Annotated in this window: 16 protein-coding genes; 7 read left to right on the top strand and 9 right to left on the bottom strand. The window is 67.6% G+C overall.

The genetic code is table 11. The features are described 5' to 3' along the window. Window positions 1-4,721: Ig-like domain-containing protein (locus tag N5D30_RS24795; RefSeq protein WP_279911132.1), on the bottom strand; the 4,721-nt coding region annotated here is incomplete at its 3' end. A 250-nt stretch (window positions 4,722-4,971) separates the two neighbouring features. On the opposite strand from N5D30_RS24795, the gene N5D30_RS24790 reads away from it, so the two are divergent. From N5D30_RS24790 to N5D30_RS24775, 4 genes are all read left to right on the top strand, one after another. Continuing rightward, entirely contained in the window at window positions 4,972-5,157 is a 186-nt protein-coding gene (locus N5D30_RS24790) for a hypothetical protein (protein ID WP_279911131.1), read from the top strand. A gap of 179 nt (window positions 5,158-5,336) precedes the next feature. Continuing rightward, window positions 5,337-6,590, top strand: a complete 1,254-nt coding sequence (locus N5D30_RS24785) for an ABC transporter substrate-binding protein (protein ID WP_279911130.1) — start codon at window positions 5,337-5,339, stop codon at window positions 6,588-6,590. A gap of 10 nt (window positions 6,591-6,600) precedes the next feature. After that, on the top strand, window positions 6,601-9,384 hold the full coding sequence (locus N5D30_RS24780) for a response regulator (RefSeq protein ID WP_279911129.1): 2,784 nt from the start codon (window positions 6,601-6,603) through the stop codon (window positions 9,382-9,384). A gap of 26 nt (window positions 9,385-9,410) precedes the next feature. After that, window positions 9,411-10,346 carry a diguanylate cyclase gene (locus N5D30_RS24775; protein ID WP_279911128.1) on the top strand — a complete coding sequence of 312 codons (936 nt, stop codon included), beginning with the start codon at window positions 9,411-9,413 and terminating at the stop codon, window positions 10,344-10,346. 459 nt (window positions 10,347-10,805) lie between these two features. On the opposite strand, the gene N5D30_RS24770 is transcribed toward N5D30_RS24775, so the two are convergent. Continuing rightward, window positions 10,806-13,211 (bottom strand): 7TM-DISM domain-containing protein, encoded by a 2,406-nt coding sequence (locus N5D30_RS24770; RefSeq protein WP_279911127.1) that lies wholly within the window; start codon window positions 13,209-13,211, stop codon window positions 10,806-10,808. A gap of 101 nt (window positions 13,212-13,312) precedes the next feature. After that, window positions 13,313-14,122 (bottom strand): helix-turn-helix domain-containing protein, encoded by an 810-nt coding sequence (locus tag N5D30_RS24765; RefSeq protein WP_279911126.1) that lies wholly within the window; start codon window positions 14,120-14,122, stop codon window positions 13,313-13,315. Window positions 14,123-14,603: 481 nt separating this feature from the next. Here N5D30_RS24765 and N5D30_RS24760 point away from each other — a divergent pair, with 481 nt between their 5' ends. The 3 genes from N5D30_RS24760 to N5D30_RS24750 are packed head-to-tail and all read left to right on the top strand — an operon-like array spanning window position 14,604 to window position 19,254. Further along, window positions 14,604-18,104 (top strand): hypothetical protein, encoded by a 3,501-nt coding sequence (locus N5D30_RS24760; protein WP_279911125.1) that lies wholly within the window; start codon window positions 14,604-14,606, stop codon window positions 18,102-18,104. 17 nt (window positions 18,105-18,121) lie between these two features. Then, complete coding sequence (gene xrtH, locus N5D30_RS24755; protein WP_220813982.1) at window positions 18,122-18,637, top strand: exosortase H; 516 nt, start codon at window positions 18,122-18,124, stop codon at window positions 18,635-18,637. Next, entirely contained in the window at window positions 18,637-19,254 is a 618-nt protein-coding gene (locus tag N5D30_RS24750) for an exosortase H-associated membrane protein (protein WP_279911124.1), read from the top strand. The genes xrtH and N5D30_RS24750 overlap by 1 nt, the downstream gene beginning before the upstream one ends. 56 nt (window positions 19,255-19,310) lie before the next feature. Here the strand turns inward: N5D30_RS24750 and N5D30_RS24745 are convergent, their stop codons facing one another. From N5D30_RS24745 to modA, 6 genes are all read right to left on the bottom strand, one after another. Further along, window positions 19,311-20,312: an AraC family transcriptional regulator gene (locus N5D30_RS24745; RefSeq protein ID WP_279911123.1), complete on the bottom strand. Its 1,002-nt coding sequence runs from the start codon at window positions 20,310-20,312 to the stop codon at window positions 19,311-19,313. An 87-nt stretch (window positions 20,313-20,399) separates the two neighbouring features. Then, window positions 20,400-22,112 carry a bifunctional protein-serine/threonine kinase/phosphatase gene (locus tag N5D30_RS24740; RefSeq protein ID WP_279911120.1) on the bottom strand — a complete coding sequence of 571 codons (1,713 nt, stop codon included), beginning with the start codon at window positions 22,110-22,112 and terminating at the stop codon, window positions 20,400-20,402. A gap of 121 nt (window positions 22,113-22,233) precedes the next feature. Further along, a complete protein-coding gene (locus tag N5D30_RS24735; protein ID WP_279905945.1) occupies window positions 22,234-23,046 on the bottom strand; it encodes a formate/nitrite transporter family protein in 813 nt (270 codons plus the stop codon). Between the two features lie 371 nt (window positions 23,047-23,417). Next, window positions 23,418-24,515 (bottom strand): molybdenum ABC transporter ATP-binding protein, encoded by a 1,098-nt coding sequence (gene modC / locus N5D30_RS24730; RefSeq protein ID WP_279911118.1) that lies wholly within the window; start codon window positions 24,513-24,515, stop codon window positions 23,418-23,420. 2 nt (window positions 24,516-24,517) lie between these two features. Next, window positions 24,518-25,198, bottom strand: a complete 681-nt coding sequence (gene modB / locus N5D30_RS24725; RefSeq protein WP_279911117.1) for a molybdate ABC transporter permease subunit — start codon at window positions 25,196-25,198, stop codon at window positions 24,518-24,520. A gap of 119 nt (window positions 25,199-25,317) precedes the next feature. Beyond that, window positions 25,318-26,076, bottom strand: coding sequence for a molybdate ABC transporter substrate-binding protein (modA, locus tag N5D30_RS24720; protein WP_279911116.1), 759 nt, complete (start codon window positions 26,074-26,076; stop codon window positions 25,318-25,320). Window positions 26,077-26,089 lie beyond the last annotated feature (13 nt).

Raw genomic sequence — 26,089 nt, 5'->3', positions numbered from 1 at the left:
AAGACGGTGCCGCCGGTGTCGAGGGTGATGGCGATGCGCGGCGTGCCGCCGGTGGTGTCGACCACCACGTTCTCGCTGAAGTTGACGGTTAAGTCCAGATTCTGGCCGGCGATGTAGGTGCCGTTGGCGGGGACCGAGACCGAATCGACAGCCGGTGCCTGGGTATCGAGTGCGTAGTTGTTGGAGTCGGTGGTGCCGGTGCCAGTGTTGCCGGCGGCATCGGTGTAGCCGGTGTTGTCCAGTGTGATCAGGTTGCTGGCATCGGTGACGTTGGCCGTTGGCGTCAACGTGGCGGTCCAGGTCAGGCCGCCATCGGACGAGGTCAGGCCGCTGAGTGTGCCGTTGGCGACGGTGAAGTCGGCGGTGGTCAGGCCGGTGACGGCCTCGCTGAAGGTGATGGTGACGGTGGTGGTCTCGCCGGCGATCAGCGCGGTATCGGCCACCACCACGGTGGCGGTGGGGCGCAGGGTGTCGACCGCGTAGTTGTTGGAGTCGGTGCTGCCGGCACCGGCGTTGCCCGCCAGATCCTGCACTCCGGTGTTGTCTAGGGTGATCAGGTTACTGGTATCGGTGACGTTGGCATTGGGCGTCAGGGTGGCCGTCCAGGTAATGCCGCCGTCACTGCTGCTGAGGTTGCTGAGCGCACCGTTGGCCACGCTGAAGTCTGCTGTGGTCAGTCCGGTCACCGCTTCGCTGAAAGTGATGGTGACGGTGGTGGTCTGTCCTACCCTCAAGGCGCTGTCGGCCACCACGACACTGGCGGTTGGCCGCTGAGTGTCGATGGCGTAGTTGTTGGAGTCGGTGCTACCGGTGCCAGTATTGCCCGCCAGATCCTGCACCCCGGTGTTATCCAGAGTGATCAGGTTGCTGCTGTCTTCGACGCTGGTCGCAGGTGTGAGGGTTGCGGTCCAGGTGATGCCGCCATCGGACGAGGACAGCCCGCTGAGGGTGCCGTTGGCGACGCTGAAGTCGGTGGTGGTCAGGCCGGTAACGGCTTCGTTGAAGGTGATGGTGACGGTGGCGTCTTCACCCACGCTCAGGGCCGTGTCGCTGACCACGATACTGGCGGTCGGGCGTATACCGTCGATGACCAGTGCCTTGTTGGCGCCCAGGGAGCCGGCCGCGCCGGGCGCCGCGAGCGTCAGCAGGGCATCGATGCCGGCGCCGTTGCGGATGGTGCCGCCGTTGAGCGCCAGAGCGGAGGTCGACACATAGTCGAGGTCCGAGGCGCTATCGCCTGCCTGGACGGTGTAGCTGAAGGTCAGTGTGTTGGTGCCCGAGCCGGACAGGTAGTCGAGCGTGCGGTCCGTCGTACCGGTTTCCAATTGCAGCGTAGGCGCACCGGTGACGAATACCGCGGCATCGAAGGTGACGGTGATGGTGACCGTGTCGCCGATCCTGTAGGTGCCATTGGCGGTGCTGGACGTTACGTCGGTGACGGTCGGCGCAAGCGGAGCGGTCAGCGTGAAGTCGTTGCCGTCGCCGCCGATATAGCTGGCGGTCAGTTGGGTGGCGTTGCCGCCCGCATTGAATACGCCGCCCTCGCCGATACCGCCGAAGGTGCCTGTCACGGCATCCGCAGCATCGTTGACGATGATGGTATAGCTGTCGCCGATGCCCGCCTGATAGCCGTGGGTGACCGCCAGCGTCGCACCCGAGACATTGACTGTGCCATTCACGGCTACCCGGTCGTAGCCGGTGCCGGCCGTCGTGCCATTGATCTCGATGGCGAGCGTACTGCCCGACGCCATGGTCAGGTTGCCGTCTATGGTCAGGGTGCCGACACCGCTGCCGGGGGCGAGCGTGGCGCCGTTGTTGAGGGTGACGTTGCTGTCGATGCTGCCGCTACCACCCAGCGTGGCGCCGGTCGCCACGGTGACGTTGGCCGTTGCGGTCAGGGCGCCGTTGACCAGCAGGCTGCCGGCATTGACGCTGGTGGTGCCGGTGTAGGCATGGTTGCCGCTCAGGGTCACGCTGCCTGCGCCGTTCTTGGTCAGCCCACCCGCGCCCGCCAGGGCCGTGGCGACGGTGGCGGTGTCGCCGGCGCCGTTGATCACGTTGAGGGACAGGCCGGAGCCGATCGACAGGGTGCCGCCGGACAGCGTGACACCGCTGGCGGAATCGAGGTTCAGGGTCAGGCTCTCGCCCAGCGCGCTGGCCGCCGAGGTCGACACCGTCTGCCCCGCCAGGCTGGCGTCGATCACGATGGTCTGGCTGCCGGTGACATCTGCTGCCGCGATGGCGATCGCCTCGCTGAAGCTCACGCCATCGCTGACGTTGACCGTGGTGGTGTCTGTGGCATTGGTGACATAGATGGTGTCGCTGGTCACGGTCACGTTAGCGGTGGTGCTCGAGTAACCGTCGCTGAGGGTGTAGCGCATGGTCGCGTCACCGCTCGGTGTGTCGCTGCGGTAGCTGATGTGGCGCGCTACGTCCTGCACCAGGGCAGTGGTGGCCGCCGTGCCGCTGCTGGTGAAGGTGATGGTCAGAACACCGCCGGTATTTGTGAATGTCGCAAAGGTCTGGCCACCGGATTGCAGGTTGCTACCGTTCACGGTGAACAAGGCACCTGCCGTATTGAGGCCAAGGATGTCCGCGGAAACCGCTGTGCCGGCGCGCTGTACGGTCAGGCTGGCGCCGCTCCAGTTGCCGTTGCCGCTGTTGAGCGCGCTGAATTCCGCATCGAACATCGCCGCGTTGCCGCCAACGTCCAGCATCACCGTATTACCCACGCCGGCCCAGGCGACGCTGTCGCCATTCAGGTTGCTGATGCCGGGTGCGGAATCGATCACGATGGCCTTGTTGGCGCCGAGGGAGCCGGCTGTGCCGGGCGATGCCAGTGTCAGGATCGCATCGTTGCCGGCGCTGTCGCGGATGCTGCCGCCATTGAGCGCGAGGGCGCTGGTGCTCACGTAATCCAGATCCAGGCTGGTATCGCCGGACTGGATCGTGTAGCGGAAGGTCAGTGTGTTGGTGCCCGAGCCGCTGAGGTAGTTCACCACCCGGTCGTTACTGCCGGTTTCCAGCGTCAGTTGCGGTGTGCCGCTGACGGTGACGTTGTCATCGAAGGTAACCGTGATGTCGACGGTCTGTCCGGTGACGTAGTGGCCATTGGCGGTCGTTGCGGAAACCGCGCTGATGGCCGGCGCCTGCGTGTCGATCGCATAGTTGCTCGAATTCGCCGTGCCGCTGCCTGCCAACCCACCGCTGACGCTGGTGACGCCTGCCAGGTCGACGGTAATGACGTTGGTCGCGTCGGTGACGCTGGCGTTGGGAGTGAAGGTGCCGGTCCAGGTGGTGCCGCCATCGCTGGAGCCAAGGCCGCTGATGGCACCGTTGGGCACGGTGAGGTCGGCCGTGGTGAAACCGGTGACCGCCCTGGAGAACACGAAGGTGACGGTGGAGGTTTCACCAATCTTCAGTGCGTTGTCGGCAAAGGTGGCTGATACGAGGGTCGGTGGCGCAATGGCATCGGCGACGCCGATTTCGTCGAGCAGCAGGAAGTTGCCGTTGATATCCGGCTGGCCGGCGTCCGGGTTGGTGATGCGGATTTCGTCCACGTTCTGGAAGATCGAGGCCGTCAGCCCCGTCGACTGGCTGAAGGTGCTCGAATAGGTAACTGAGTCGATGCCCAGGGTCACGCTGCCCAGCAGCTGGCCGTCCCGGTAGGCGCTGAAAGTGACTTGCGACTGGACGCCCAGGTAATCGACGACCCTGATGCCGGTGAAGGAGAAGTCCGCGCCGTCCTGGCTGCGGATGACGAAGACAGGGGTTCCGAAACCATCGTTGTCGCCGCCGATGCCTTCATCGGGCCCTGTGGGGCCATCGCCAAAGAGATCCGAGTAGTAGCCCCAGGTGGCATTGCTGTTCACATTGCTGCCGGCAGCCGCCGAATAGATCTCGATGGCGATGCCGGGAATGTCGACGGAGCCGGCCTCGCCATCGGTGACTGAAGGGCCCAGGGCGAAATTGTCGGCGCCATTGAAATCGAGGGTGCCCGAGAACAGCCGCCCGGTGAACGCCTCCCGGACAGGCGCCGAGAAGGGGGCCACCGCCTCGATCGAACCGCGGGTGACTTCCAGCAGCCAGTCGCCGCCACGGGCGGCGGCGCCGGTGGAGTCGTCGGAAGCGGCGACATCGGCTCCGGTGAGCAAGGCGATCTGGTCGACGAAGGCCTGACCGGCGGTTCCGCTGCCGACATCGCAACCGTAGAAGAGCATGTCGCCATCCGGGCCGAGGCTGGCTCCGATCCGTGCGAGTTCCGCGGCCCGCCCATCCAGGCTGGCGCGGTCCAGCGTGATGCTGCCCAGGGTGATCTGCCCCGGCAGGCCGTGGCTGACGATATGGATGGCGTCGATGCCGCTGCGCCCAGCCAGGTGGTCGCCGATCTGCTTCAGCCCGTCCTTCTCAGGATCGAGTACCACCACCTCGGTGCCCTGTTGCACGCCCGCCAGCAGTTGCTGGTAGTTCTCGACCTGGCCGTCGATGAAGACCAGTTCCTGGCGGTGATCGGCGCTGCCGGAGGGGGCCGCCGCGAGGGTGTCGTGACTGTCGGGAGCATCCGCCGCAGGGTTGGCGGACGGTGTGGCGGCGGCTTCCACTGCCGTGGCGGCGACCGCGCCGTCGAACATCATCCGCGCTTCGAGGGAGAGCGCCAGGGGGGAGCGGGATGGCCCGGCAAGGGGGCTGCCAGAGGTGTTCTTATTCTTGTTCCAGAACATGGTGCAGCTCCCGGTAATTGCATACGGCCAGCAATGAATCGGTTGAATTTGGCGGGCTGGATCAGGCCTTGTCAATCGCCATGAATACGGAATCTGGTCGAGCGGTCGGGAAATGCTTCGCTCGGCTCCTGTTTGGAGCGCCGGGCCTGCGACCAGGCGTCACTGTGCCGCCATCCCGCGCTGGATTACCCTCGTTCCATCTGGCTGCCATCGTGCAAGCGGCAGCCGCAGGCCCAGCAGGGGACGAGCAATGCCCATTCCACTCGCAAATGCCCAGCGCATGCTGGATATGCGTACCGCCGCGTTCAGGGACCTACAGGTGTTCCTCCGGGAGCACGGCCCCGTCGACACGGCGGAGAAGGAAGCGGAATTCGAGCGGCTGCGGGCGAGGGCGGAGGCCGTAGTGGCGGCCCTCGGCGAATCGCTGGCGGCATAGGCTGGTATTCCCGGCCCTCGCCGGGATTGCATGTGCGGGCCTGGGGCTCTAGCCTGAGCCGCTCGTTCCGGATGGTAGCCCGTGGCCATGCTTTCCTTCTTCGACCCTCTTCCCTGTAGTGCCGCCCCTCGCGCGGTCCTGCCGCCTTCACGGTCAGCGGCGCGGTGGTAGCGTCTTCCATGTCGCTCATGCGCACATTGCTCTCGATCTGCCTGCTCTGCGGCGCGCCGCTGTCATGGGCTGCCCGCGAGGATGTCGAGGTTTCCCACTGGTGGGTATCCGAGGGCGAGCGGGCCAGCATCGATGTGATCCGCCGCCACATGGAGAAGCAGGGGCTGGTCTGGCGTGAGGCGGTCACCGCGGGCAGCGGTACCAGTCGCTACAGCGATGTGCTGCGCAAGCGGGTCGCTGCCGGCGATCCGCCCATGGCGTCCCAGGTGATCGGCTATGACATCCACCAGTGGGCCAGCCAGGGCAAGCTGGAAATCCTCGACGACATCGCCCGCGAGCAGGAGTGGGACGAGGTGGTGCCCTACGGCATCCAGCACCTGTCCCGCTACGAGGGGCACTGGGTGGCCGCACCGATCAACGCCCACTCGACCAACTGGCTGTGGGTCAATGGCCCGCAGTTCGCGCGCCTGGGCATGGCGCCGCCGGACACCTGGCCCGACCTCCTGGCCCTGCTGGACAAGGCCCGGGCCAACGGCCTGATCGCCCTGGCGATCGGGCACGAGCCGTGGGAACACACCCTGCTGTTTGAGTCGGTCGCCGTCGGCGCCGGCGGGGCCGAGTTCTACCGCCGGGCGTTCCTCGAACTGGACCCCGGCGCGCTGGACGAGCAGCTGCTGACGCGCATCTTCGAGCGCATGAGCCAACTGCGCGGCTACCTCGACCCCGGCTTCCGCACCCGCAGCTGGGACCAGGCCACCGACCTGGTGCGCGCCGGGCAGGCGCTGCTGCAGGTGCAGGGCAGCTGGGTCGATGGCGAGTTCAGCCACCACGGGATGCTGCCCGGCCGCGACTACGAGTGCTTCCGTTTCCCCGATACCCAGGGTGTGTTCCTGTTCAACAGCGACCAGTACATGCTGTTCAAGGACAAGCCCATGCACCCCGAGACGCGCCGGACGTTCGTCCGCACGCTGATGGAGATCGACCTGCAGCGCGAGCTGAACATCGCCACCGGCGCGGCGCCCGCCCGGGTCGACGTGCCGCGGGAGAGCTTCAACCGCTGCGGCCAGCAGGCGATCAACGACCTGCGTGGCGCCAACATGCGACGCACGCTGATGGGTTCCATCGCCATGGGCAACGCCAATCCGGCTCCGGTCAAGAACGCGATCTACCAGGTGGTCAGCGACCACCTGATGGGTCGTATCGACGACGCCGAAGCGGTCGCCCGACTGCGGCGGCTCGTCGACGATGCGTCCAATCCATAGGGAGATGTCCATGCGGTTCTTCAGCAACCTGAACCTGACCGGCAAGATCGTGACGCTGGTCGCCCTGCTGGGAGCCCTGTCGATCATCATCACGCTGTATTCGATGCACCACCTCTATTCGGTCGACCGCGACTACCGGGCGCTGATCGACCGCGATGCCCAGGCCTCGGTGCTGATCGGCTCGGCCCTGCTGGACCTGAGCGACGCCAGCCGCCTGGTGTTTTCCGTGCTGACCGAGCAGGAGGAGGCGAAGATGCGCGCCACCCAGCTGCGGTTGAACGAGCAGCAGGCGCAGTTCCGCGAGAAGATCGCCAGCATCGCCCCCCTGCTGGACGACTCGGCGCCGAAGCTGGAGGCCATCCTGGCGCAGGAGCAGCAGGTGTTCGAGTTGGCGGGCCAGATCATCGATTCGGCGGCGCGCTGGCGGGGTGATCGCGCCCTCGACATCATCCATTCCCGCTTCGACCCCCGGCTCAACGAGCTGCGCGGCAACATGGACGCCCTGCGCGACGACATCATCGAGCACTTCCAGAGCGCCTCGCTGCAGCTCAACGCAGCGACCCGCAGCACGCTGCTGGCGACCGCGATCTCCTTCGGCCTGGCGCTGACCACCATCATCGGCATGTCCGCGTACCTGTCGCTGACCCAGATTTCCCGCCCCATCAACCAGCTGACCCGGACCATGGGGCAGCTGAGCCACCGCCACTACGACGAGCGCATCGAGCACACCGAGCGCCGCGACGAGGTCGGCAGGATGGCCCAGGCGCTGCAGGTGTTCCGCGACAACATGCAGCGCGCCGACCGCCTGGAGCTGGAAGCCCGGGCCAGCGAGGAGATCCGGCGCATCTCCCGGCAGCTGGTCGAACTCACCGACGCCATGCCCGGCGCGGTGTTCCAGCTCATGGTCAGGCCCGACGGCAGCCAGCGCTTCACCTTCCTGAGCGGCAAGGCCGGCAAGTTCATCGGCCAGGAGACCCTGGTGAACAGCTCGGGGCTGCGCCTGGACGGCATCCGCGTCGAGCGCAGCGCCGCCGCCGACCAGGCGATCGAGCAGGCCATCGCGCGCAGCCTGGAGGCGCTGCAGCCCCTCGACATCGACATGCAGGTGGCGCTGGACGACCGCCGCTTCTGGCTCAAGACCCTGGCCACCGCGCGGCGCACGGACGACGGCTCCACCCTGTTCAACGGCATCTGGCTGGACATCAGCGACATCAAGGAACAGGCGCGGGCGCTGGAGGAGGCCAAGGAACTGGCCGAGCAGGCCGCCAAGGCCAAGGCCGCGTTCCTGGCGACCATGAGCCATGAAATCCGCACGCCGATGAACGCCATCCTGGGGCTGGCCCTGCTCGCCCTCAGGCATCCCCTGGAGCCCCGGCAGCAGGGGCGCCTCGAGAAGATCCTGCGCGCCGGCCAACACCTGCTCGGCATCATCAACGACATCCTCGATTACTCGAAGATCGACGCCGAGCACCTGCAGGTGGAGGCGATTCCGTTCTCGCCCCGGCAACTGCTCGAGGACGTGCGCGAGATGTTCGAGGAGCGGGCGGCCAGCAAGGGCCTGGAACTGCGGATCGAGGCGCCTGACGAACTGCCCCTGCTGGTGGGCGACCCGCTCAGGGTCAGCCAGATACTGATCAACTACGTCAACAACGCGCTCAAGTTCAGCGACCGTGGCCGGGTGACGCTGCGCTTGCGCCTGGAGCGGGAAGACGGGCTGGTCCTCCACGGCGAGGTGGAGGACCAGGGCATCGGCCTGTCGGAGCAGGAGACCCGCTCCCTGTTCCAGCCGTTCCAGCAGGCCGATGCCTCCATCACCCGCCGCTTCGGCGGCACCGGACTCGGGCTGGCCATCTCCCGCAGCCTGGCGGAGCTGATGGGCGGTGGCGTCGGGGTACGCAGCCAGCCGGGAGAGGGCAGCGTCTTCTGGTTCCGCATCCGGGTCGCCGAGGCGGCGCTCGGTGAGCAGGCGCGGAACCTGCCGGTCGCGTATCCGCGGGTCAGCGCCAAGGCGCTCAACGGCCTGCGCCTGCTGCTGGTCGACGACAACGAACTCAACCGGCTGGTGGCCAACGAGCTGCTGAAGGAGGCCGGCATGCAGGTCGATCAGGCGGAGGACGGGCGACATGCCATCGACCTGCTCGAACAGGCCCATGACGGCACCTATGACGCGGTGCTGATGGACCTGATGATGCCGGAGATGGACGGCCTCACCGCGACCCGCCTGTTGCGGCAGAACCCGCGCTTCGGCAGCCTGCCGATCATCGCCATGACCGCCAACGCCAGCCAGCAGGATATCGAGCAATGCCTGGCCGCCGGCATGAACGCCCACGTCGGCAAGCCCATCGACGAGCAGCAGCTGTGGCGGACGCTGCTCCAGCACTGCCTGCACGAGGAGCCCGTGCAGGCCGTACCGGTGGCCGCGGCGCCGGTCGAGCCGGTTCGCCAGGGCAGGGTGCTGGACCCGAAACCGCTCGAGCATCTGCAGCGCCTGGTGGCGCCTGAGCGTTTCGCCAATATGCTGAATATGCTGATGGAGGATTGCCGGCAGCGTGGCCGCTCGTTCGCGGCGCTCGCCGGGCAGGCGGACCTGCAGCCGCTGGACCAGCAGGCCCACGACCTGATCAGCACCGCCGGGCACGCGGGGCTGGTGCAGCTCGCCGACCTCGGCAAGGCGGTTCGCCAGGCCCTGCAGCGGTCGGACGTGGCCGCGGCGCGGGCTTTGGCGCTGCAGGTCGACCGCGCGGCAGCGGATGCCGTGCGGGAGCTGGAAACCCGCTTCGGTGTCGCTGGCTGACGGCGAAGCTCTGAGAGGGATCTTTCATGTCCGAGAACAGGGCCCATCGGCCCGGCCCGTCGAGCGGGAGCGCGCAGAAAGTGCTCCTGGTGGACGACGTGCCGCTCAACCTGGCCTTTGCCGCCGCCGAGATCGAGGACCTCTGCGTGCCATTGCTGGCCGGCAGTGGCGAGCAGGCGCTGCGGATGGCGCTCGGCGAGCGGCCCGACCTGATCCTGCTGGACGTGCACATGCCGCTGATGGACGGCTTCGAGGTGTGCCGGCGGCTCAAGCAGAACCCGCTCACGGCGGACATCGCAGTGATCTTCCTGACCGCCCTCGACGAGGAGACCGACGAGGAATTCGGGCTCAACCTGGGCGCCATCGACTACATCGCCAAACCGTTCAGCCCCGCCATCCTGCGGGCCAGGGTGCGCAACCATCTGCTGGCGCAGAAGCAGCGCCTGCAGCTGCAGCGGCTTACCCAGCTCGACGGCCTGACCGGCATCGCCAACCGCCGCCGCTTCGACCAGGCCCTGGCGCTGCAATGGCAACGGCTCGCCGAGCTGGCCCAGCCGCTGGGGCTGCTGATGGTGGATGTGGATGGCTTCAAGGCCTACAACGACTACTACGGCCACCTGGCGGGCGACGAGGTGCTGCGGGGCGTCGCCGAAACCCTGGAAGGGCACATGCGGCGGCACGCCGACCTGGCTGCCCGCTATGGCGGCGAGGAATTCGCCTGCATCCTGCCCGCGACGGACCTGGAGCAGGCGGCCGAGGTCGCCGAGGCCATCCGCGAGGCCGTGGTCGACCTGTGCATCCCCCACGCGGGCTCGCCCGTGTCCGATTGGGTCAGCGTCAGCATCGGCTGCGCCAGCGTCGTGCCCGCTGTGGAAAGCACGCCCCGCGAGTTGCTTGCCGCGGCTGACGACCGGCTGTATCGGGCCAAGAGCGAGGGGCGTAATCGGGTTGTGGCCCGCTAGCCGCATGGGGGCGCGCTTGGGGCCTGATAGAGCGTCAGGTGGCTCTGCATCACGGCAATAGAGGGGAAGGCCCTGTACGGACAAGGCACACACGAAATCCCGTCATTCCCGCGCAGGCGGGAATCCAGGTGCGGGGCAAGGCAGCGCGATCCTGGGTCCCCACCTTCGCGGGGACGACGGGGCGTTGGGCCTTGTGCGTAAGGGGAAGCTCCGCCTGTCCTATGGTTGGGTCAACGATCGAGCTTCGCGGAAGATGGGCTTTGCGCCAGGGTAGTCGCGTGAAGGCGCTACACGGACAGGGTAGATAGGATATCCCGTCATTCCCGCGCAGGCGGGAATCCAGTTGCGGGGCAAGGCCGTGCGTCCTGGGTTCCCGCCTGCGCGGGAACGACGGGGCGCGGTGCTTAGGAGTACGGCGCGCCCCGGAGGTGCCTGCCAGCATGCCGACATTGCGTGGCACTAGGCGCCCTGGGCCGGCTCCAGCTCATCGGCGTGCTGCGCCACGCCGGACAGGCGGTCGATGCAGCTGAGCAGGTCCTTGGTGCTGGCGGGCTTCAGCAGCACCGCGTCGAACATCAGGTCGGCGCGGGCGCTGGCGGTGCGTGCGGGGGAGGCCGAATAGAGCAGCACCGGCAGGCCGGGATGGTTGCTCCTGATCTCCTGCAGCAGCGCCCAGCCATCCATGCCCGGCATGATCTGGTCGGTGATCAGCAGGTCGGCGGGCTGCTCCTCGAGCCGGGCCAGGGCCTCTTCGGCACTGCCGGCCAGGGTCACGTCGAAGCCGTAGCCGGCCAGCAGGTCACCGAGGAAGGCGCGGGTCAGCTCGACGTCGTCGACCAGCACGATGCGGCGCTCGCGACCGTCGATGGTGGCGACGTGGCTCTCCACGAAGACCGTGTCCAGTTCCTCCTCCGCGGCGCCCTCCAGCCAGAGCTGGAAGCCGAAGGTGCTGCCTCCCGAGGGATTGCCCTCGATGCACAGCGTGGAGCCCATCTGCTCCAGCAGTTCGTTGACGATGGACAGACCGAGGCCGAAGCCGTCGGTATGGTTGACGTTGCTGCCCCGCTGGAAGGGCCTCAGCAGCCTGTCCCGGGCGTCCGGGGGCAGGCCTATGCCGTTGTCCTGCACGGTGAAGGACAGGCGGAACTGGTGGTGATTCTGCTCCGTGCACTCGATGCGCAGCACGATCAGGCCGTTGCTGGTGAACTTGGCGGCGTTGTTCAGCAGATTGATCAGTATCCGGCGCAGCTGGCGGAAGTCGGCGTGCACCAGCAGCGGCAGGTTGCTGTCCAGGCTGCACTCCAGGCGGTTGTTCTGGCGCGTGGCGATGTATTTCCCTTCTTCCGCGATCTCATGCAGGAAGCCGAACAGGTAGCCCGGCTTGAGGCTGAGTTCGATCTGCTGGAGTTCGCTGCGCGAGAATTCCAGCAGGTCGTCCAGCAGTTCCAGCTGCTCGCGGGCATTGCGCTCGATGCGCTCGGGGTATTCGGAGTCGGGGTCGGTCCGCAGCTGGTGGGCGTAGCTGATGATGCTGCTCAGCGGCGCGCGCATGTCATGGCTGATGCGCGCCAGCAGGGCGCTGCGCGACTGCAGCGATTCGCGCAGCTGCTTGGTGCGCAGCTGGACCTGGCTTTCCAGGCGTTCGTGCTCGGCCTGCTGCAGGTAGTCGATCTCGGCCAGCGCGCGGCGCTCGCGCCTCCTGCTATGGGCGATGGCGAATACCAGCGTACTGATCAGGAGGAAGACGATGATCAGGGACGAGGACAGGCCGAGCCTGTCCTCGCCATACAGCCAGACCTCGTTCTCCGTTTCCCACAGCAGCCCCTTGCTGCCCTGCGCCAGGAACAGGGCGCAGATCAGCCAGGCGAGCCAGCTCAGCCGGACCTTCTTGTACAACGCCACGCCGAAGGTCAGCGGGATCAGGAGGTAGGCGGCGTTCCGATAGTGGATGAAGACGTTGCGGGTGGCGATGAAATCGCCATAGGCGCCCCACAGCAGGAGCAGTCCGCCCGCGATCAGGTACAGAGAAAAGAGCCACTGCAGCCAGGGGGGCAGCAGTTTCACCCGGAACAGGACGAAGGTGTAGACGAAGAAGATGGAGAAGGCGATCGCCGAGACGACCGCCACCAGCTCGCGCGACCAGGGCAGCAGGGCGGGCAGGTAGAACAGGTAGCCGCTGGCCAGCGCGGTCAGCGAGAAATAGAAGAGCAGCGTGAAGGCATTGATGATGAGGAGCCGGAAGCGCAGCAGGAAGCCGGCGACCAGGCTGATCGGCAGGATCAGCAGCAGGATGCCCCAGGCCAGGCCATCGACCAGCTGGGCCGCCATGCTTTTCTCGAAGAAGGCGGTGTCCGACCACAACTGCGGGTTGATGATCATCCGGCTCTTGCTGACCACGCGGATCAGCACCAGGGCCTCCTCCTGGGCGCCCACTTCGACGGGGAACCGCGGCTGGCGTTCGGCGACGGCCCACTGTTCGAGCGGGTAGGCGCTGCCGGCCTTCATCCCGTTCCACATGCCGTTGCTCAGGATGTGGACCTGGACATCCTCAAGGCGGGCGTCGCCCACGGTGAGCCAGCGTTCGCAGGGCTCCGCCAGCGGGTTATACAGGTGGAAGCGCACCCAGATGGCCGAATGGGTGAAGGCCAGCGGGGGAGGGGCGCTGTGCACGTCGAAGAACCTGGCGTCGTCGAGGTCGGCCACGTCGGCGGCGGTGAGGTTCTTCGACGGATCTTCGAGAATCTGGGCGGAGGGCAGCAGCGTGACCACTTCCGAAAGACATTGCACGGCGCCCACGGAGGCGACCGAGGGCGTCGGCAGGCTCGCCAGCGCCATGGCCAGCAGCAACAGCAGGCATCTACTCATGCATTCCAGCGGGCTTTGTCCTGTTCGCTTGGCGATCATCGATCGGGGATCTGCCCGCCATGATACCGCCGCGTCGCCGAGGGTGCCGCCGGCCGGCGACGTCAGGTGCCCGGAGGTGTCTCGGCGGTAGGTTCCGATGCGCCGGCCCTGGCCTGGCTGCGGTATTTCGACGGGGTCATGCCCAGGCGCTGGCGGAACGCCGTGGTGAAGTTGGCGGCGCTGTTGAAGCCCACCAGCTCGGCGATGTCCTGGATGTCCATGTCGCTGTCGGCGAGCAGCTCCTGGCTCTTGCGCAGGCGCTCCTCGCGAATCCAGGCGAAGACCGTCATGCCCAGGTGCTGGCGGAAGATGGCGGACAGCTTCTTCTCGTGGGTGCCGGCCTGGCGCGCGATCTCCGCCAGGGGCGGCACGTCCTCGAGCCTACGGCCGATCAGGCGCATGGCGGCGTGGAGGATCATCTGGTCCGCCGGCTGCAGCCCTTCGGGCACGCCCACCGGGGCGGGGCGCTCGCGCCAGACCAGCTGCAGGTGGATGCGGATGCGCGCCAGCACTTCCTCGGGCACGTAGGGCTTGACCATGTAGTCGACGCTGCCCAGGCTGAGGCCCTCCAAGCGCTCCTCAACGCTGGCGGCGCTGGTCAGGAAGATGATCGGCGTCTGCTGCAGGGCGGGCGCCTCGCGCAGCAGGCGGCAGACCGCGAAGCCGCTCATCTGCGACATGTGGACGTCCAGCAGGATCAGGTCGGGATAGAGCGCCATGGCCCGTTGCAGGCCAGTGCGCGGGTCTTCCGCGAGGGACAGGTGCATGCCCTGGGTACGCAGCAGCTCGAGCAGGGGACGCAGGTCTTCCGGACGGTCGTCGATCACCAGGATATGTGGGGGACGACTCGCAGAGTTCGTGGGTTCAACCACGGTACTTCTCTCCTTGCATACATGACGGGGGAACCAGTGAAGTCATCGGGGCTCTTGCGAGCGCCGGCCTTCCACTGCACATCCTCAGCCGCCTGTCGCGAGTTCGCGTCTCGGGCTGCGATGCCGCCACCTGGCATGGCACGGCACCCTTAGCTCCCGGTTGCAAGGTTACTCTAGATTTTTATGCACTCCGGCGTTCAAGCATCGCTTTCATCCCATCCAGCAAAAGAATCGTCCGCTCCAGCAAAATTTTGTGTACAGGTGTTCTGCCAAGATGCCGGCCAATCACTGGCAGCTGCAGGCGCCAACGAGCCGAACGATCGGCCTGAGCCCGCCATTTGCCAGTTCACACCGGCGCCCATGGTCCGCATGGCGCCTCTGGTTCTTTCAAATGTGCAAGTCGGGGAGTGGGTCAGGCATGAATGCAAGATGGATGGGCAGCATTTGTTTGGATGGCGTTTCCAGAAGGCCTGTTTCGAAAGTGCTGCTTGCACTTCCTCTGCTGGGCTTTTCCACTGTCGCCCTCGCTGCGGACCTGGCGCTGGACTTCCAGGATTCGCCGAACATCGGCCCTGCCGGAGGCGTGTTCACCTACAGCCTGGGGCTGCAGAACAACGGCCCTTCCGCCGAGGGCAGCGCCACCGGCATCACCACCTCCTTCAACATGCCCATCACCGGCGGCAGCACCTATGGCCAGTTCGTGACGTACCGGGTGGTCGGCGGGACCGGCACCTGTACCTACAACGCCGGCCCCCAGACCGTCACCTGCAACGGCCTGTCGGCGCTGGCGTTCAACCAGGCGATGACGATCGAGATCGACGTCCGCCTGCCGAACGCCGGCACCTATACCAGCAATGCATCCGCCGCCAGCACCGGCGTGACCGCGGATACCAACCTGGGCAACAACTCCGCGCCGCAGACCACCACGGCCCAGGCCGCCTCCGACCTGCAACTGAACGCCACTTCGAACGCCGCCCCCGGCATCCTGGCGGGCGAGCCCTACGCCTACCAGCTGGAAGTCGTCAACAACGGGCCGGACGCCATGCCCGCCAACTCGGGGACCCGGGTGACCTTCCAGGTGCCGAGCGGCGCCTCCGTCACTGCGCGGCCCACCGGCAGTGGCTGGACCTGCACACCGGCCTCGGGCTACCCGCTGAGCAACAACGAACTGATCACCTGCGACCGCAACCAGGCGCTGGCCAACGGCGCGCCGGCGCCGGTCATCACCGTGCCCGCCGTCTCCAACACCAATGGCAACGTGTCGTCCTCCTTCCGGGTCGCCGGCCTGCAGCAGAACGGCGAACCCGTGCCGGATGGCAACGAGTCCAACAACATCGACGGCGTGCCCCTGACATTCGATCCGGGTACCGACGTCGGCATCACCAAGGCGCGCACCTCGCCGGCCGGCAGCGGGGCGGTGGCCCAGGGCAGCACGGTGACCTACACCCTCACGCCCCGCCACCTGGGCGGCCAGCAGCCCGGCGGCACCATCACGGTGACCGACACCCTGGGCGCGGGGCTGTCCTTCGCGACGCCGACGGCCTTTACCGCCGGCAGCGGCTGGTCCTGCAGCACCGCCGGCAGCGTGCTGACCTGTACGCGCTCCGGCTGGAGCGGCGGCAACTTCAGCAACATGCCCACCATCCAGGTGCATGCCGTGGCGAACGACCTCGGCACGCTGGGCAACACCGCGGTGATCGCGACTCCCGGCGACGCCAACTCCAGCAACAACACCAGCGCGGTGAACATCAACTCCAGCGACGAGTCGGACCTCGCCGTGTGGAAGGCCGGTCCCCGTCACGCGGTGGCGGTGAACGAACTCTTCCCATACTGGCTGGCCGTGCGCAACGAAGGGCCGCTCAATGTGGAGGCCGGACAGCTCATTCGGGTGACCGACACGCTGCCGCCCAATGTCCAGGCGCAGGGCCTGCCAGCGGGCACCGGCTGGGACTGCAGCGCCAGCACGCTGACGGTGGTCAACTGTACGCGCCCGGGCCCGCTGGCGAGCGGCCAGGCCACCGACGCGATCAGCGTGCCGGTGCGCGCCACCGCCGCGGGCGTGCTGCAGAACGTCGCCTGTACCGCCCTGGAAGGAACCGGCAGCTCGACGGACAGGAATGCGGCCAACGACTGCACCGGCCAGGTGGAGACCCGCGTCACCAACGAGCAGGCCGATCTGAGCATCCAGAAGCTGGCATCGTCCGCCCTGATCAAGACCGGCGAGCCGCTGACCTATACGCTGGAAGTGACCAACCATGGTCCCGATGCCTCGACCAACGTGATGGTGGAGGATGACCTGCTCAGCCTGCTGTCGCAGGGCGGCCTGCAATCCGTGTCCATTTCGCCCGCGCCGGCCGCCGGTTTCGGCTGCCGTATCGGCGACACCGGTCCCTACGCCGCCACGCTCGGCCCGCTCGATGGCGCCTCCCAGGCCTTGCGCTGCAACCTGGGCACCCTCAACAGCGGGAGCGTTTCGACGATCGAGATCGTAGTCCTGCCGCTGGTGGCCACCAACGCGCCGCGCGAGAACGTCGCGACGGTCTATTCGCCCGACGTGGGCGAGGGTGACGGTAACCGTGACAACAACACCGACGATGTCACCGGCAACGTCACCGCGATGGTCGACATCCAGGCGCTGAAGACTCGTCCGAGCCCGACCATTCCGGCCGGGGCGCCCCTGCGCTTCACCGCCTCCGTGCGTAACGCCGGCCCCTCGACCGCCAGCGGCGTCGAACTGGTCGACACCCTGCCCGGCAATGCTCCGTTCCTCGGCCTGATCAGCAGCGACGGTGGCAACTGTGCGCCGCTGCCCGCCATCGGCAGCGTGGGCCAGACCCTGACCTGTACCTGGGCCAGCGTGCCGAACAACACCACGCGCAACGTCGTCTATGAAGTGCGGGCGATGACCGAGGGCGACACCATCAACAACGCGGTAGTGGTATCGACCACCACCGAGGAAAACGATGTGCTCTCCAACACGGCGAACACCACCACTGCCGTGACGGCTGCCGTGCTGGACATCGTGGTCAACAAGTCCGACAACCCCAACGTGGTGGCGCTGGGCGAGACCTCGACCTACACCATCAGCATCGACAACGGTGGTCCTTCCGCCGGCACCGGCCTGACCATGGTCGATACCTTCCCGGTCAACGCGCCCGGCGGTGCCGCGCCCACGGCCGTGTTCAGCTACCAGGGCGGCCTGCGGGTATACAGGGGCGCCACCGAGGTGACCGGTGATGCGGCCGAGTACAGCTGCACCGAGCCGGCCGTCGGCGCGACTTCCGGCGTGCTGACCTGCAACTTCTCCGGCTACTTCGACGAGGGTGCCAGCCATCGGCGCAGGGTCACCTATGCGATGCGCGCGGAATCCGTCAGTGGCGTGGCCGGCGTGGCAGTGGGCAGTAGCCACAACCATGTGTCCGTCGAGGTCAACGAGACCGAGACCCTGAGCGACAACAACGAGGCCATCGAGACCACCTCGGCCCGCCGTGACGACGTTCCGGTCGACCTGGGCGGCACCAAGACCGCCAGCCCCCGGGCCCTGGTGAAGGGCGAGAACGTGGTGTACACCATCACCGTCACCAACAACGGCGGTGCCGGCGGTGCGGCGGCGGACAGCCTCGGCGCGCAACTGATCGACCCGCTGCCGTCCGGCCTGCAATACCTGAGCTCGACCCCGGCCGGCGCGTGCAGCCACAGCGGCGGTACGGTGACCTGCCAGGTCGGCACGCTGCCCACCGGGGCGAGCAGGGTGTTCACCATCACCGCGCTGCTGGACGAGAACTACTCCGGTCCCACCCCGCTGGCGAACGAGGCGCACATCGATGCGCCCGGCGATATCGACCCGGGCAACAACGACCCGCGCGACGAAACGCCGGTCATCGACAAGTCGGTCGGCGCGCCCACCCTGTCGCAAGGTGCGCTGCTGATGCTGACGATGCTGATGTCCCTGCTGGCCTGGCGCGCGCGTCGCCGCGCCTGAGGGGGAGGTAAGGAGGCGTGGCCCGGTTCCTGACGCTGTTCTGCATCATTCAGGCCGTCCTGTTCGTACTGGAGCTTACCCCTCCGGTACAACAGTGGTTCGTCACGCCGTTCACCGAGCTGCTGGTGCTGATCAGCATCGGCGTGCTGACGCCGTTCGACGCCGGCGCCGTGGCCAGCGGCATCTACCTGTACGACGTGCCGTCCGGGTTCGCCATGTCGATCGAGGCCGGCTGCAATGGCGTGGAGGCCTCGATCATCCTGCTGGCCGCCATGCTGGCGTTTCCCGCCACCTGGCGCGCCAGGCTGGTGGGCATCCTGATCGGGCTGCTGTCGATCCACGCGGTGAACATCCTGCGCATCGTCAGCCTGTTCTACATCGGCCAGTGGAACATGACCGCGTTCGACTGGGCGCACCTGTACATCTGGCAGGCGCTGATCATGCTGGACGTGTTCGTGGTGTTCCTGCTGTGGCTGCGCTACGTGCTCAAGAGCGGCAAGGCCACCGCGGCCGTGTTCGGCGGTACCGCCTGATGCCGCAGGCCGGGTTCAAGGGCATCCTGTTCCCCCTGCTGCTGTGGCTGCCGGTCACCTTCGCCATCTGGTACTTCTGTGGTCCGCTGCTGGCGATGCTGGTGGCGGGGCTGCTCGACCTGCTGCTGCCCCTGTTCACCAGCGGGCGGATAACCCAGGTCGAGTCCGTGGGCGAGACGATCCAGGCGGTGGTCGTCCTCGGCGCCGGCTCCTACAAGGGGCTTGAGGTGCCGGCGGGGCAGACCGCCGAACTGCTGATCCAGTCGCGGCCGATGATCTTCGCCTACGGCATGCCGGTGTTCCTGGCGCTGGCCTTCGCCGCGGATTCCCGCTGCGACATTTCCCGCAACCTGCTGGGGCTGTGCGTCCTGCTGTTGCTGCTGGTCGCGGCCTTCGGCGCCGGCATGGACCTGGTGAAGTCGGTGTTCCTCAGCCTGCCCGCGGACATGGGGAGCACTTCCCTGTCGCGCATGCAGGCGGACCTGATCGCGCTCGGCTACCAGTTCGGCGTGCTGATCCTGCCGCTGGTGGTGCCGGTGCTGCTGGGTTGCTGGCTCTGCGCGGCGTGGTTCCGCAGCGCGCTGCTGCAGGCCGACGAGCCGGTCGCGCCGGAGTAGGGCGAAGGGCTGATGGCGGTGCGCGCGGCGCACCCTACCAACTGACCTGCCATGCGCTAACTGTCTTGGTTGGCCCGGTAGGCGCCGGGGGTCAGGCCGGTCCATTTCTTGAAGGCACGATGAAAGGCCGAGGGTTCGGAGAAGCCGAGCTGCTCGGCGAGGGCCTGGATGGACAGTTCGTCGCGGCCCAGGTGGTAGATGGCCAGGTCGCGGCGCAGGTGGTCCTTGAGTTCCTGGAAGCTGCTGCCTTCCTCGCGCAGGTGGCGGCGCAGGGTCTGCGGGCTGATGTGCAGCTGGGTGGCGACGCTTTCCAGGTCCGGCCAGTCGCGGCAGTCGCGACCGAGCAGGCGGCGGATGCGGCTGGTCAGGCTGTCGCCGCCGTCCGGCCGGGCCAGCAGGTCGGCCGGCGAGTGGTCGAGGAACTGCTTGAGGGTGCGCTCGTCCTGCAGCAGCGGCATCGCCAGGTAGCGGCCGTGGAACAGCAGGCTGGTGCAGTCGGCGTCGAAGCGCCGCGGGCAGGGGTAGAGCAGGTCGTATTCGCTGCCGTGCGGTGGCTCCGGATAGGCGAAGCTGGCTTCCTCCAGGCGGATGCGCTGGCCGATCAGCCAGCTGCCGAGGCGGTGCCAGATCACCAGCAGGCTCTCGGTGAGGAAGTGGTCCGGGTCCCACATGGCCGAACTGTCCAGGGTCAGGCGCACCCATTCGCCCTCGCGCCGCAGCTGTACCCGCGGCGCATCGGGGAACAGGCCGTAGAACAGCATGCCGCGCACCAGCGCCTTTTCCAGGCTGTGGCAGTGGATGATGGCGTGGCACATCATGGCGAAGGTGCCGCGCTTGCTGGGGATGGAGCCGAAGCCCATGTACTCGTCGTCGAGCAGCGCCCACAAGCCCTGCAGCAGGCGGGTGAACTGTTCCGGGGCGAGGCGCGCGCGCGGTTCGCTTAGCAGCGCCGGGCGGATGCCGACTTCGCGCAGCAACGGAGCGTAGTCACGCCCCTGGCGCTCGGCGCCGCGCAGGGCGGCACGGACGAAGTGGCTGGCGATGGTGCGTTCGCGCATGGATCGGGCTCGGTTGCAGGGTGCCCGGATGGTAAGGGGTGGGGGCGAACCGGAACAAGCGTCGCTCCGGCCATGGGCGCGGGGACCTCAGCCGAGCGTCTGCCACACCAGCAGCGCGGCGAGCAGCAGGCTGGTGGCGCGCCAGAACAGCAGCGGATTGCGCTCCAGCAGTGGCGGGCGGCTCCGGTTCAGGTACTCGGCGCTTGGCTGGCGCAGGTCGTGGACGAATTCGGACAGCTCGGCGTGGCGCCGGTTCGGGTCCGGGTGCAGGGCCTTGTGCAGCACCTCGTCGAGCCAGGGCGGCAGGCTGCGCTCGGCGTCCAGCAGCGACTGGTAGACCAGCCGCCCCTGCTCGGCGCGGTTGCGGCACTTGGCGACCTCGGCGCCGTAGGGCAGGCGGCCGCTGAGCAACTGGTAGGCGATCACCGCCAGAGAGAATAGGTCCGCGCGCGGCGAGCCGGCCTCGCCGATGAAGTATTCCGGCGCCATGTACTGCAGGGTGCCCGGCAGCGCCTGCGCCGGCTGACCGTGTGCGCGCTCGGCCAGGCCGGCGACCTGGGCCGAGCCGAAGTCGATCAGGCGCAGGGTGCCGGTGGCGTCGACCAGCAGGTTCTCCGGGCGCAGGTCCTGGTGCAGCATCTCCAGGCGGTGGAAGGCCTGCAGGCCGCGGGCGATCTGCTCGACCAGATCGCGCACCTTTTCCAGCCCCGGCCTGGGGTTGTCGATCATCCACTGGCGCAGGGTCTGGCCCTCGACGTACTCGCTCACGGTGTAGAGGTAGCGGCGCCGGCGCGTCTGCGGCGGGGCCTTGAGCACGTGGGCGCTGTCGATGCGGCGGGCGATCCATTCCTCGGTGAGCAGGCGCTCCAGATGGGCGCGGTCGTCCTGCAGCTCGGTGGCCGGCACCTTGAGCGCCACCGGCCGGTTGCCGTCCAGCGCCAGGTAGACGTGGCTGCGGCTGCTGGCGTGCAGGCTGCGCACGATGCGATAGCCGTCGAATTCCATGCGCGGTTGCAGCAGCGGCGGTAGAGGCAGTTCGCCGAGCAGCTGGTGCAGCTCGCCGGCGTCGGCGCGGGGCAGCTGCTCGATGCGCACCAGCTGCACGGTGAGGTTGTCGTCGCTGCCGCGCTGGTAGGCGGCCTCGGCGATGGCGCGGGCGGCGCCGTCAAGGTCGGCGCCGTGGGCCTGGATCAGCTCGACCATGGCCGACGGCGGCAGGTGTTCGTGGATGCCGTCGGTGGTCAGCAGGAACAGGTCGCCGGGCTCCAGGGCCAGGCTGCGGTGGTCCAGCTCCAGGTGCGGGCCGACGCCCAGGGCGCGGCTGAGGTAGCTGGTGTCGCGCGAGACCCACAGGCGGTGGTCCTCGGTCAGGCGTTCCAGCTCGTCGCCGCGCAGGCGCTGGATGCGCGTGTCGCCGGCATGGAACAGGTGCGCGCTGGTGGCCTTGAGCACCAGCGCGCTGAGGGTGCAGACGTAGCCGCGGTCCATGTCGTAGCGGTACTGGCTCTGCCGCGTCTGGGCGTAGAGCCAGGCGTTGGCGGCCATCAGCACGCGCTGCGCGGACTTCTTCACCGACCAGGCCTCGGCGGTGCAGTAGTAGTCCTCGAGGAAGCTGGCCACCGCCGCCTCGCTGGCGATGTGGCTGACGGCGCTGCTGCCGATGCCGTCGGCCAGGGCGATGGCGATGCCCTTGCTGGAGAGCTGGGGCTCGGGCGGGACGCAGGCGCCGTGGAAGTCCTGGTTGACCTCCTTGCGGCCCTTGTCCGAGTACTGGCCGAGGCTGACGGCAAGTTGGGTCATGAGCGGGGCGGGCTCTCGGTCCGTGCGCCATCCTAGGAGCGGCCTTGGCCGCGAGCTTCTGGCTTTCGGTTACAGGAAAGGCTCGCGGCCGAGGCCGCTCCTACAGGGGCGTGAAGGGGTTTCAGACGAAGGAGCGCTTGGGCGCGGTCTTCACGTGGGTGGCGTAGAGGGTCAGGCCGGTGAAGGCCAGGCCGCCGACCAGGTTGCCCAGGGCGGTGGGAATCTCGTTCCACAGCATGTAGTCCATCACCGAGAAGTCGCCGCCCATGATCATCGCCGAGGGGAACAGGAACATGTTCACCACCGAGTGCTCGAAGCCCATGTAGAAGAACAGCATGATCGGCATCCACATGGCGATGGTCTTGCCGCTGACGGTGGTGGAGATCATCGCGCCGACCACGCCCATGGACACCATCCAGTTGCACAGCATGCCGCGCAGGAAGATGGTCAGCCAGCCGGCCAGGCCGTACTCGGCGTAGCCCAGGGTGCGGTCCTCGCCGATGTGGGAGATCTTCTCGCCGATCACCCCGGGCTCGGTGGAGAAGCCGTAGGTGAAGACGAAGGCCATCATGAAGGCCACGGTGAGGGCGCCGGCGAAGTTGCCGGTGAATACCAGGCCCCAGTTCTTCAGCACGCCGCCGACGGTGACACCGGGGCGCTTGTCCAGCAGGGCCAGCGGGGTGAGGACGAAGACCCCGGTGAGCAGGTCGAAGCCCATCAGGTAGAGCATCACGAAGCCGACCGGGAACAGCACGGCGCCGAGCAGCGGCGAGCCTGTCTGCACGCTGATGCTGACGGCGAACACCGCGGCCAGGGCGAGGATGGCGCCGGCCATGAAGGCGCGGATCAGGGTGTCGCGGGTGGACATGAAGATCTTCGATTCACCGGCGTCGACCATCTTGGTGACGAACTCGGCGGGGATCAGGTAGGACATGCTGTTCTCTCTCGTGCTGGGAGCGATTTTCCCGGGGACAAAAAAAGGCGCCTGAAACCTCGCGGTTTCAGGCGCCCTTGCCTGTTCTGCGCCCGTGGCCTCGGCCACTCGATCGCCGTTGATCGATCGGGCCACCCGCCTGTATTGAGCGGGTGTCGCTGGGGACGATGCAGAGGCTGTGCCAGTTTTGCGGAGCGAGCGGGAAGCCCGTGTCCGCGGGCCCATGGCCCCGGTCGATGGCCTCGGAGGGCGCCAAAAGGGTGCGCAGGGCGGCATCTCTGCCCCGAACCGATGCCGTAGGGCGGGTGAAACCCGCGAGGGGAGCTTGGCTTATCGCGGGTTTCACCCGCCCTACGGTCGTGGCTCGGATGCTAGGCCAGCAGCGCCACCGACTTGATCTGCGCCCACAGGCGCTGGCCCGGGTGCAGGCCGAGCTGGTCGCGGGAGTAGCGGGTGATGCGGGCCAGCAGCGGGGTGCCCTGCATGTCCAGGCGCACCAGCACGTGGGCGCCGTTGTCGGCGTCCAGCTGGTCCTGCACGGTCACCGGCAGCAGGTTGAGGATGCTGCTGTGCGCGGGGCGCTCCAGGTTCAGGCTGACGTCGCGGGCCTGGATGCGGATGCGCAGCAGACTGCCGGACGGCACGGCCGGGTGGGTGATGCGCAGCGGCAGCCCGCCGGGCGCCAGGGCGAGGTCGAGCAGGCGGTAGCCCGCGTCGTAGCCGCGCACCTCGCCCTCGACCACCACGCCGGCGTCTTCCTCGTGGGCCTGGGGCAGGTCGAGGCGGGCGAGCATGTCGCCTATCGGCCCGCTGGCCAGGGCCTTGCCTTCCTCCAGCACGACCAGGTGGTCGGCCAGGCGCGCCACTTCATCCGGCGAATGGCTGACGTAGAGGATCGGGATGTCCAGCTCGTCGTGCAGGCGCTTGAGGTAGGGCAGTATCTCGGCCTTGCGCTTGAGGTCCAGGGCCGCCAGCGGCTCGTCCATCAGCAGCAGACCGGGGCTGGTCAGCAGGGCGCGGGCGATGCCGACCCGCTGCCGCTCGCCGCCGGAGAGCCTGGCCGGCATGCGGTCGAGCAGGTGGCCGATGCCGAGCAGTTCGAGGGCCTGGTCGAGCGCCACCTTGCGCTCCCGGGCGGGAATGCGCTTGAGCCCGTATTCGAGGTTGCGCCGCACGGACAGGTGCTCGAACAGGCTCGCCTCCTGGAACACGTAGCCCAGCGCCCTCCGGTGGGTGGGCAGGAAGTGGCCTCGCGCGCTGTCCTGCCAGGGTTCGCCGTTGACTTCGAGAAAGCCTTCCTGCGCCCGCTCCAGGCCGGCGACGCAGCGCAGGAAGGTGGTCTTGCCGGAGCCGGAGTGGCCGAGCAGGCCGGTGACGCCACGCCCGGGCAGCTGCAGGTCGAGGTCCAGCAGGAAGTTGCCGTAGGGCACGCGGAAGCGCGCGCGGATGCCTTTTCCAGGATCGGACACGGTCAGCGCTCCAACGGCCGGATGCGGCCCTTGACGTGCAGCGTCAGCAGGACCAGGAAGGAGAACAGCAGCATGCCGGCGGCCAGCCAGTGGGCCTGGGCGTACTCCATGGCCTCGACGTGATCGAAGATCTGCACCGAGACGACGCGGGTCTTGTCCGGGATGTTGCCGCCGATCATCAGCACCACGCCGAACTCGCCGACGGTATGGGCGAAGCCGAGCACGGTGGCGGTGAGGAAGCCGGGCCGGGCCAGCGGCAGGGCGACGCTGAAGAAGCTGTCCCACGGTCCCGCGCGCAGGGTGGCGGCCACCTCCATCGGGCGCTCGCCCATGGCCTCGAAGGCGTTCTGGATCGGCTGGATGACGAAGGGCATGGAATAGAAGATCGAGCCGACCACCAGGCCGGCGAAGCTGAAGGGCAGGATGCCGAGCCCCAGGCTCTGGGTGAACTGGCCGATGAAGCCGTGCGGGCCCATGGTCACCAGCAGGTAGAAGCCGATCACCGTCGGCGGCAGCACCAGGGGCAGGGCGACCACGGCGGCGACCGGGCCCTTCAGCCGCGAGCGGGTGCGCGCCAGCCACCAGGCGATGGGCGTACCGATCAACAGCAGCAGCACCGTGGTCAGCGTCGCCAGCTGCAGGGTCAGCCAGATCGCGGAGAAGTCGGCGCTGGTCAGGGGCATCGCGGGGTATTCCCTTGGTCTGGACAGTGGGCAGGGCGGGTGCAGCCCGCGTCGTCGATCACGCGGTTTTCACCCGCCCTACGGCCTGGGCGAACCCTACAAGGCCCGTTCGCCGCCGGCTACAGCTGGTAGCCGTAGGAACGGATCACGGCGGCGGCCTGTTCGCCCTTCAGGTAGTCCACCAGGGCCTTGGCCGCCGGGTTGTCCTTGCCTTTGTTGAGGATCAGCGCGTCCTGGCGGATCGGCTCGTGCAGTTCGGCCGGCACCAGCCAGGCCGAGCCGCTGGTGATCTTGCCGTCCTTGTACACCTGGGACAGGGCGACGAAGCCCAGTTCGGCGTTGCCGCTGGAGACGAACTGCAGGGCCTGGGTGATGTTCTGTCCCTCGACCAGCTTCGGCGTTACGGCCTGGCGCAGGCCCAGCTTGTCCAGCACCTGGGTGGCGGCCAGGCCATAGGGCGCTGTCTTCGGATTGGCGATGGCCAGGTGGCGGAAGCGGTCGCTCTTGAGCACTTCGCCCTGGTCGTCGACGTAGCCTTCCTGGGCCGACCACAGGGTCAGAGCGCCGATGGCATAGGTGAAGCGCGAGCCGGGCACGCTTTCGCCTTCGCTCTCCAGCTTGGCCGGGGTGGTGTCGTCGGCGGCGAGGAACACCTCGAAGGGCGCGCCGTTCTTGATCTGTGCGTAGAACTGGCCGGTGGCGCCGTAGGCGGCGACCACCTTGTGCCCGGTGGCCTTCTCGAAGTCGGCGGCGATGGCCTGCAGCGGCGCGGTGAAGTTGGCGGCGACGGCGACCTGGACGTCCTCGGCCAGTGCGTTGCCGGCCAGGATCAGGCCGGCGAACAGGCCCAGCAGGGCCTGGGGAACATGAGGTTTCATGGTGGTGCTCCTT

This window comes from Pseudomonas sp. GD03875 (assembly GCF_029840585.1).
Lineage (GTDB): Bacteria > Pseudomonadota > Gammaproteobacteria > Pseudomonadales > Pseudomonadaceae > Aquipseudomonas > Aquipseudomonas paralcaligenes.
Note: the sequence above shows the minus strand (reverse complement) of the source record. Positions and strands in the feature narration are given on the sequence as shown.

What these genes read in the sequence shown, in the direction of transcription:
- N5D30_RS24740 (WP_279911120.1), bottom strand. Translation starts at nt 22,112, where the DNA reads ATGACCCAACTTGCCGTCAGCCTCGGCCAGTACTCGGACAAGGGCCGC.
- N5D30_RS24770 (WP_279911127.1), bottom strand. Translation starts at nt 13,211, where the DNA reads ATGAGTAGATGCCTGCTGTTGCTGCTGGCCATGGCGCTGGCGAGCCTG.
- N5D30_RS24775 (WP_279911128.1), top strand. Translation starts at nt 9,411, where the DNA reads ATGTCCGAGAACAGGGCCCATCGGCCCGGCCCGTCGAGCGGGAGCGCG.
- N5D30_RS24735 (WP_279905945.1), bottom strand. Translation starts at nt 23,046, where the DNA reads ATGTCCTACCTGATCCCCGCCGAGTTCGTCACCAAGATGGTCGACGCC.
- N5D30_RS24750 (WP_279911124.1), top strand. Translation starts at nt 18,637, where the DNA reads ATGCCGCAGGCCGGGTTCAAGGGCATCCTGTTCCCCCTGCTGCTGTGG.
- modB (WP_279911117.1), bottom strand. Translation starts at nt 25,198, where the DNA reads ATGCCCCTGACCAGCGCCGACTTCTCCGCGATCTGGCTGACCCTGCAG.
- N5D30_RS24790 (WP_279911131.1), top strand. Translation starts at nt 4,972, where the DNA reads ATGCCCATTCCACTCGCAAATGCCCAGCGCATGCTGGATATGCGTACC.
- N5D30_RS24780 (WP_279911129.1), top strand. Translation starts at nt 6,601, where the DNA reads ATGCGGTTCTTCAGCAACCTGAACCTGACCGGCAAGATCGTGACGCTG.
- N5D30_RS24745 (WP_279911123.1), bottom strand. Translation starts at nt 20,312, where the DNA reads ATGCGCGAACGCACCATCGCCAGCCACTTCGTCCGTGCCGCCCTGCGC.
- N5D30_RS24785 (WP_279911130.1), top strand. Translation starts at nt 5,337, where the DNA reads ATGTCGCTCATGCGCACATTGCTCTCGATCTGCCTGCTCTGCGGCGCG.
- modA (WP_279911116.1), bottom strand. Translation starts at nt 26,076, where the DNA reads ATGAAACCTCATGTTCCCCAGGCCCTGCTGGGCCTGTTCGCCGGCCTG.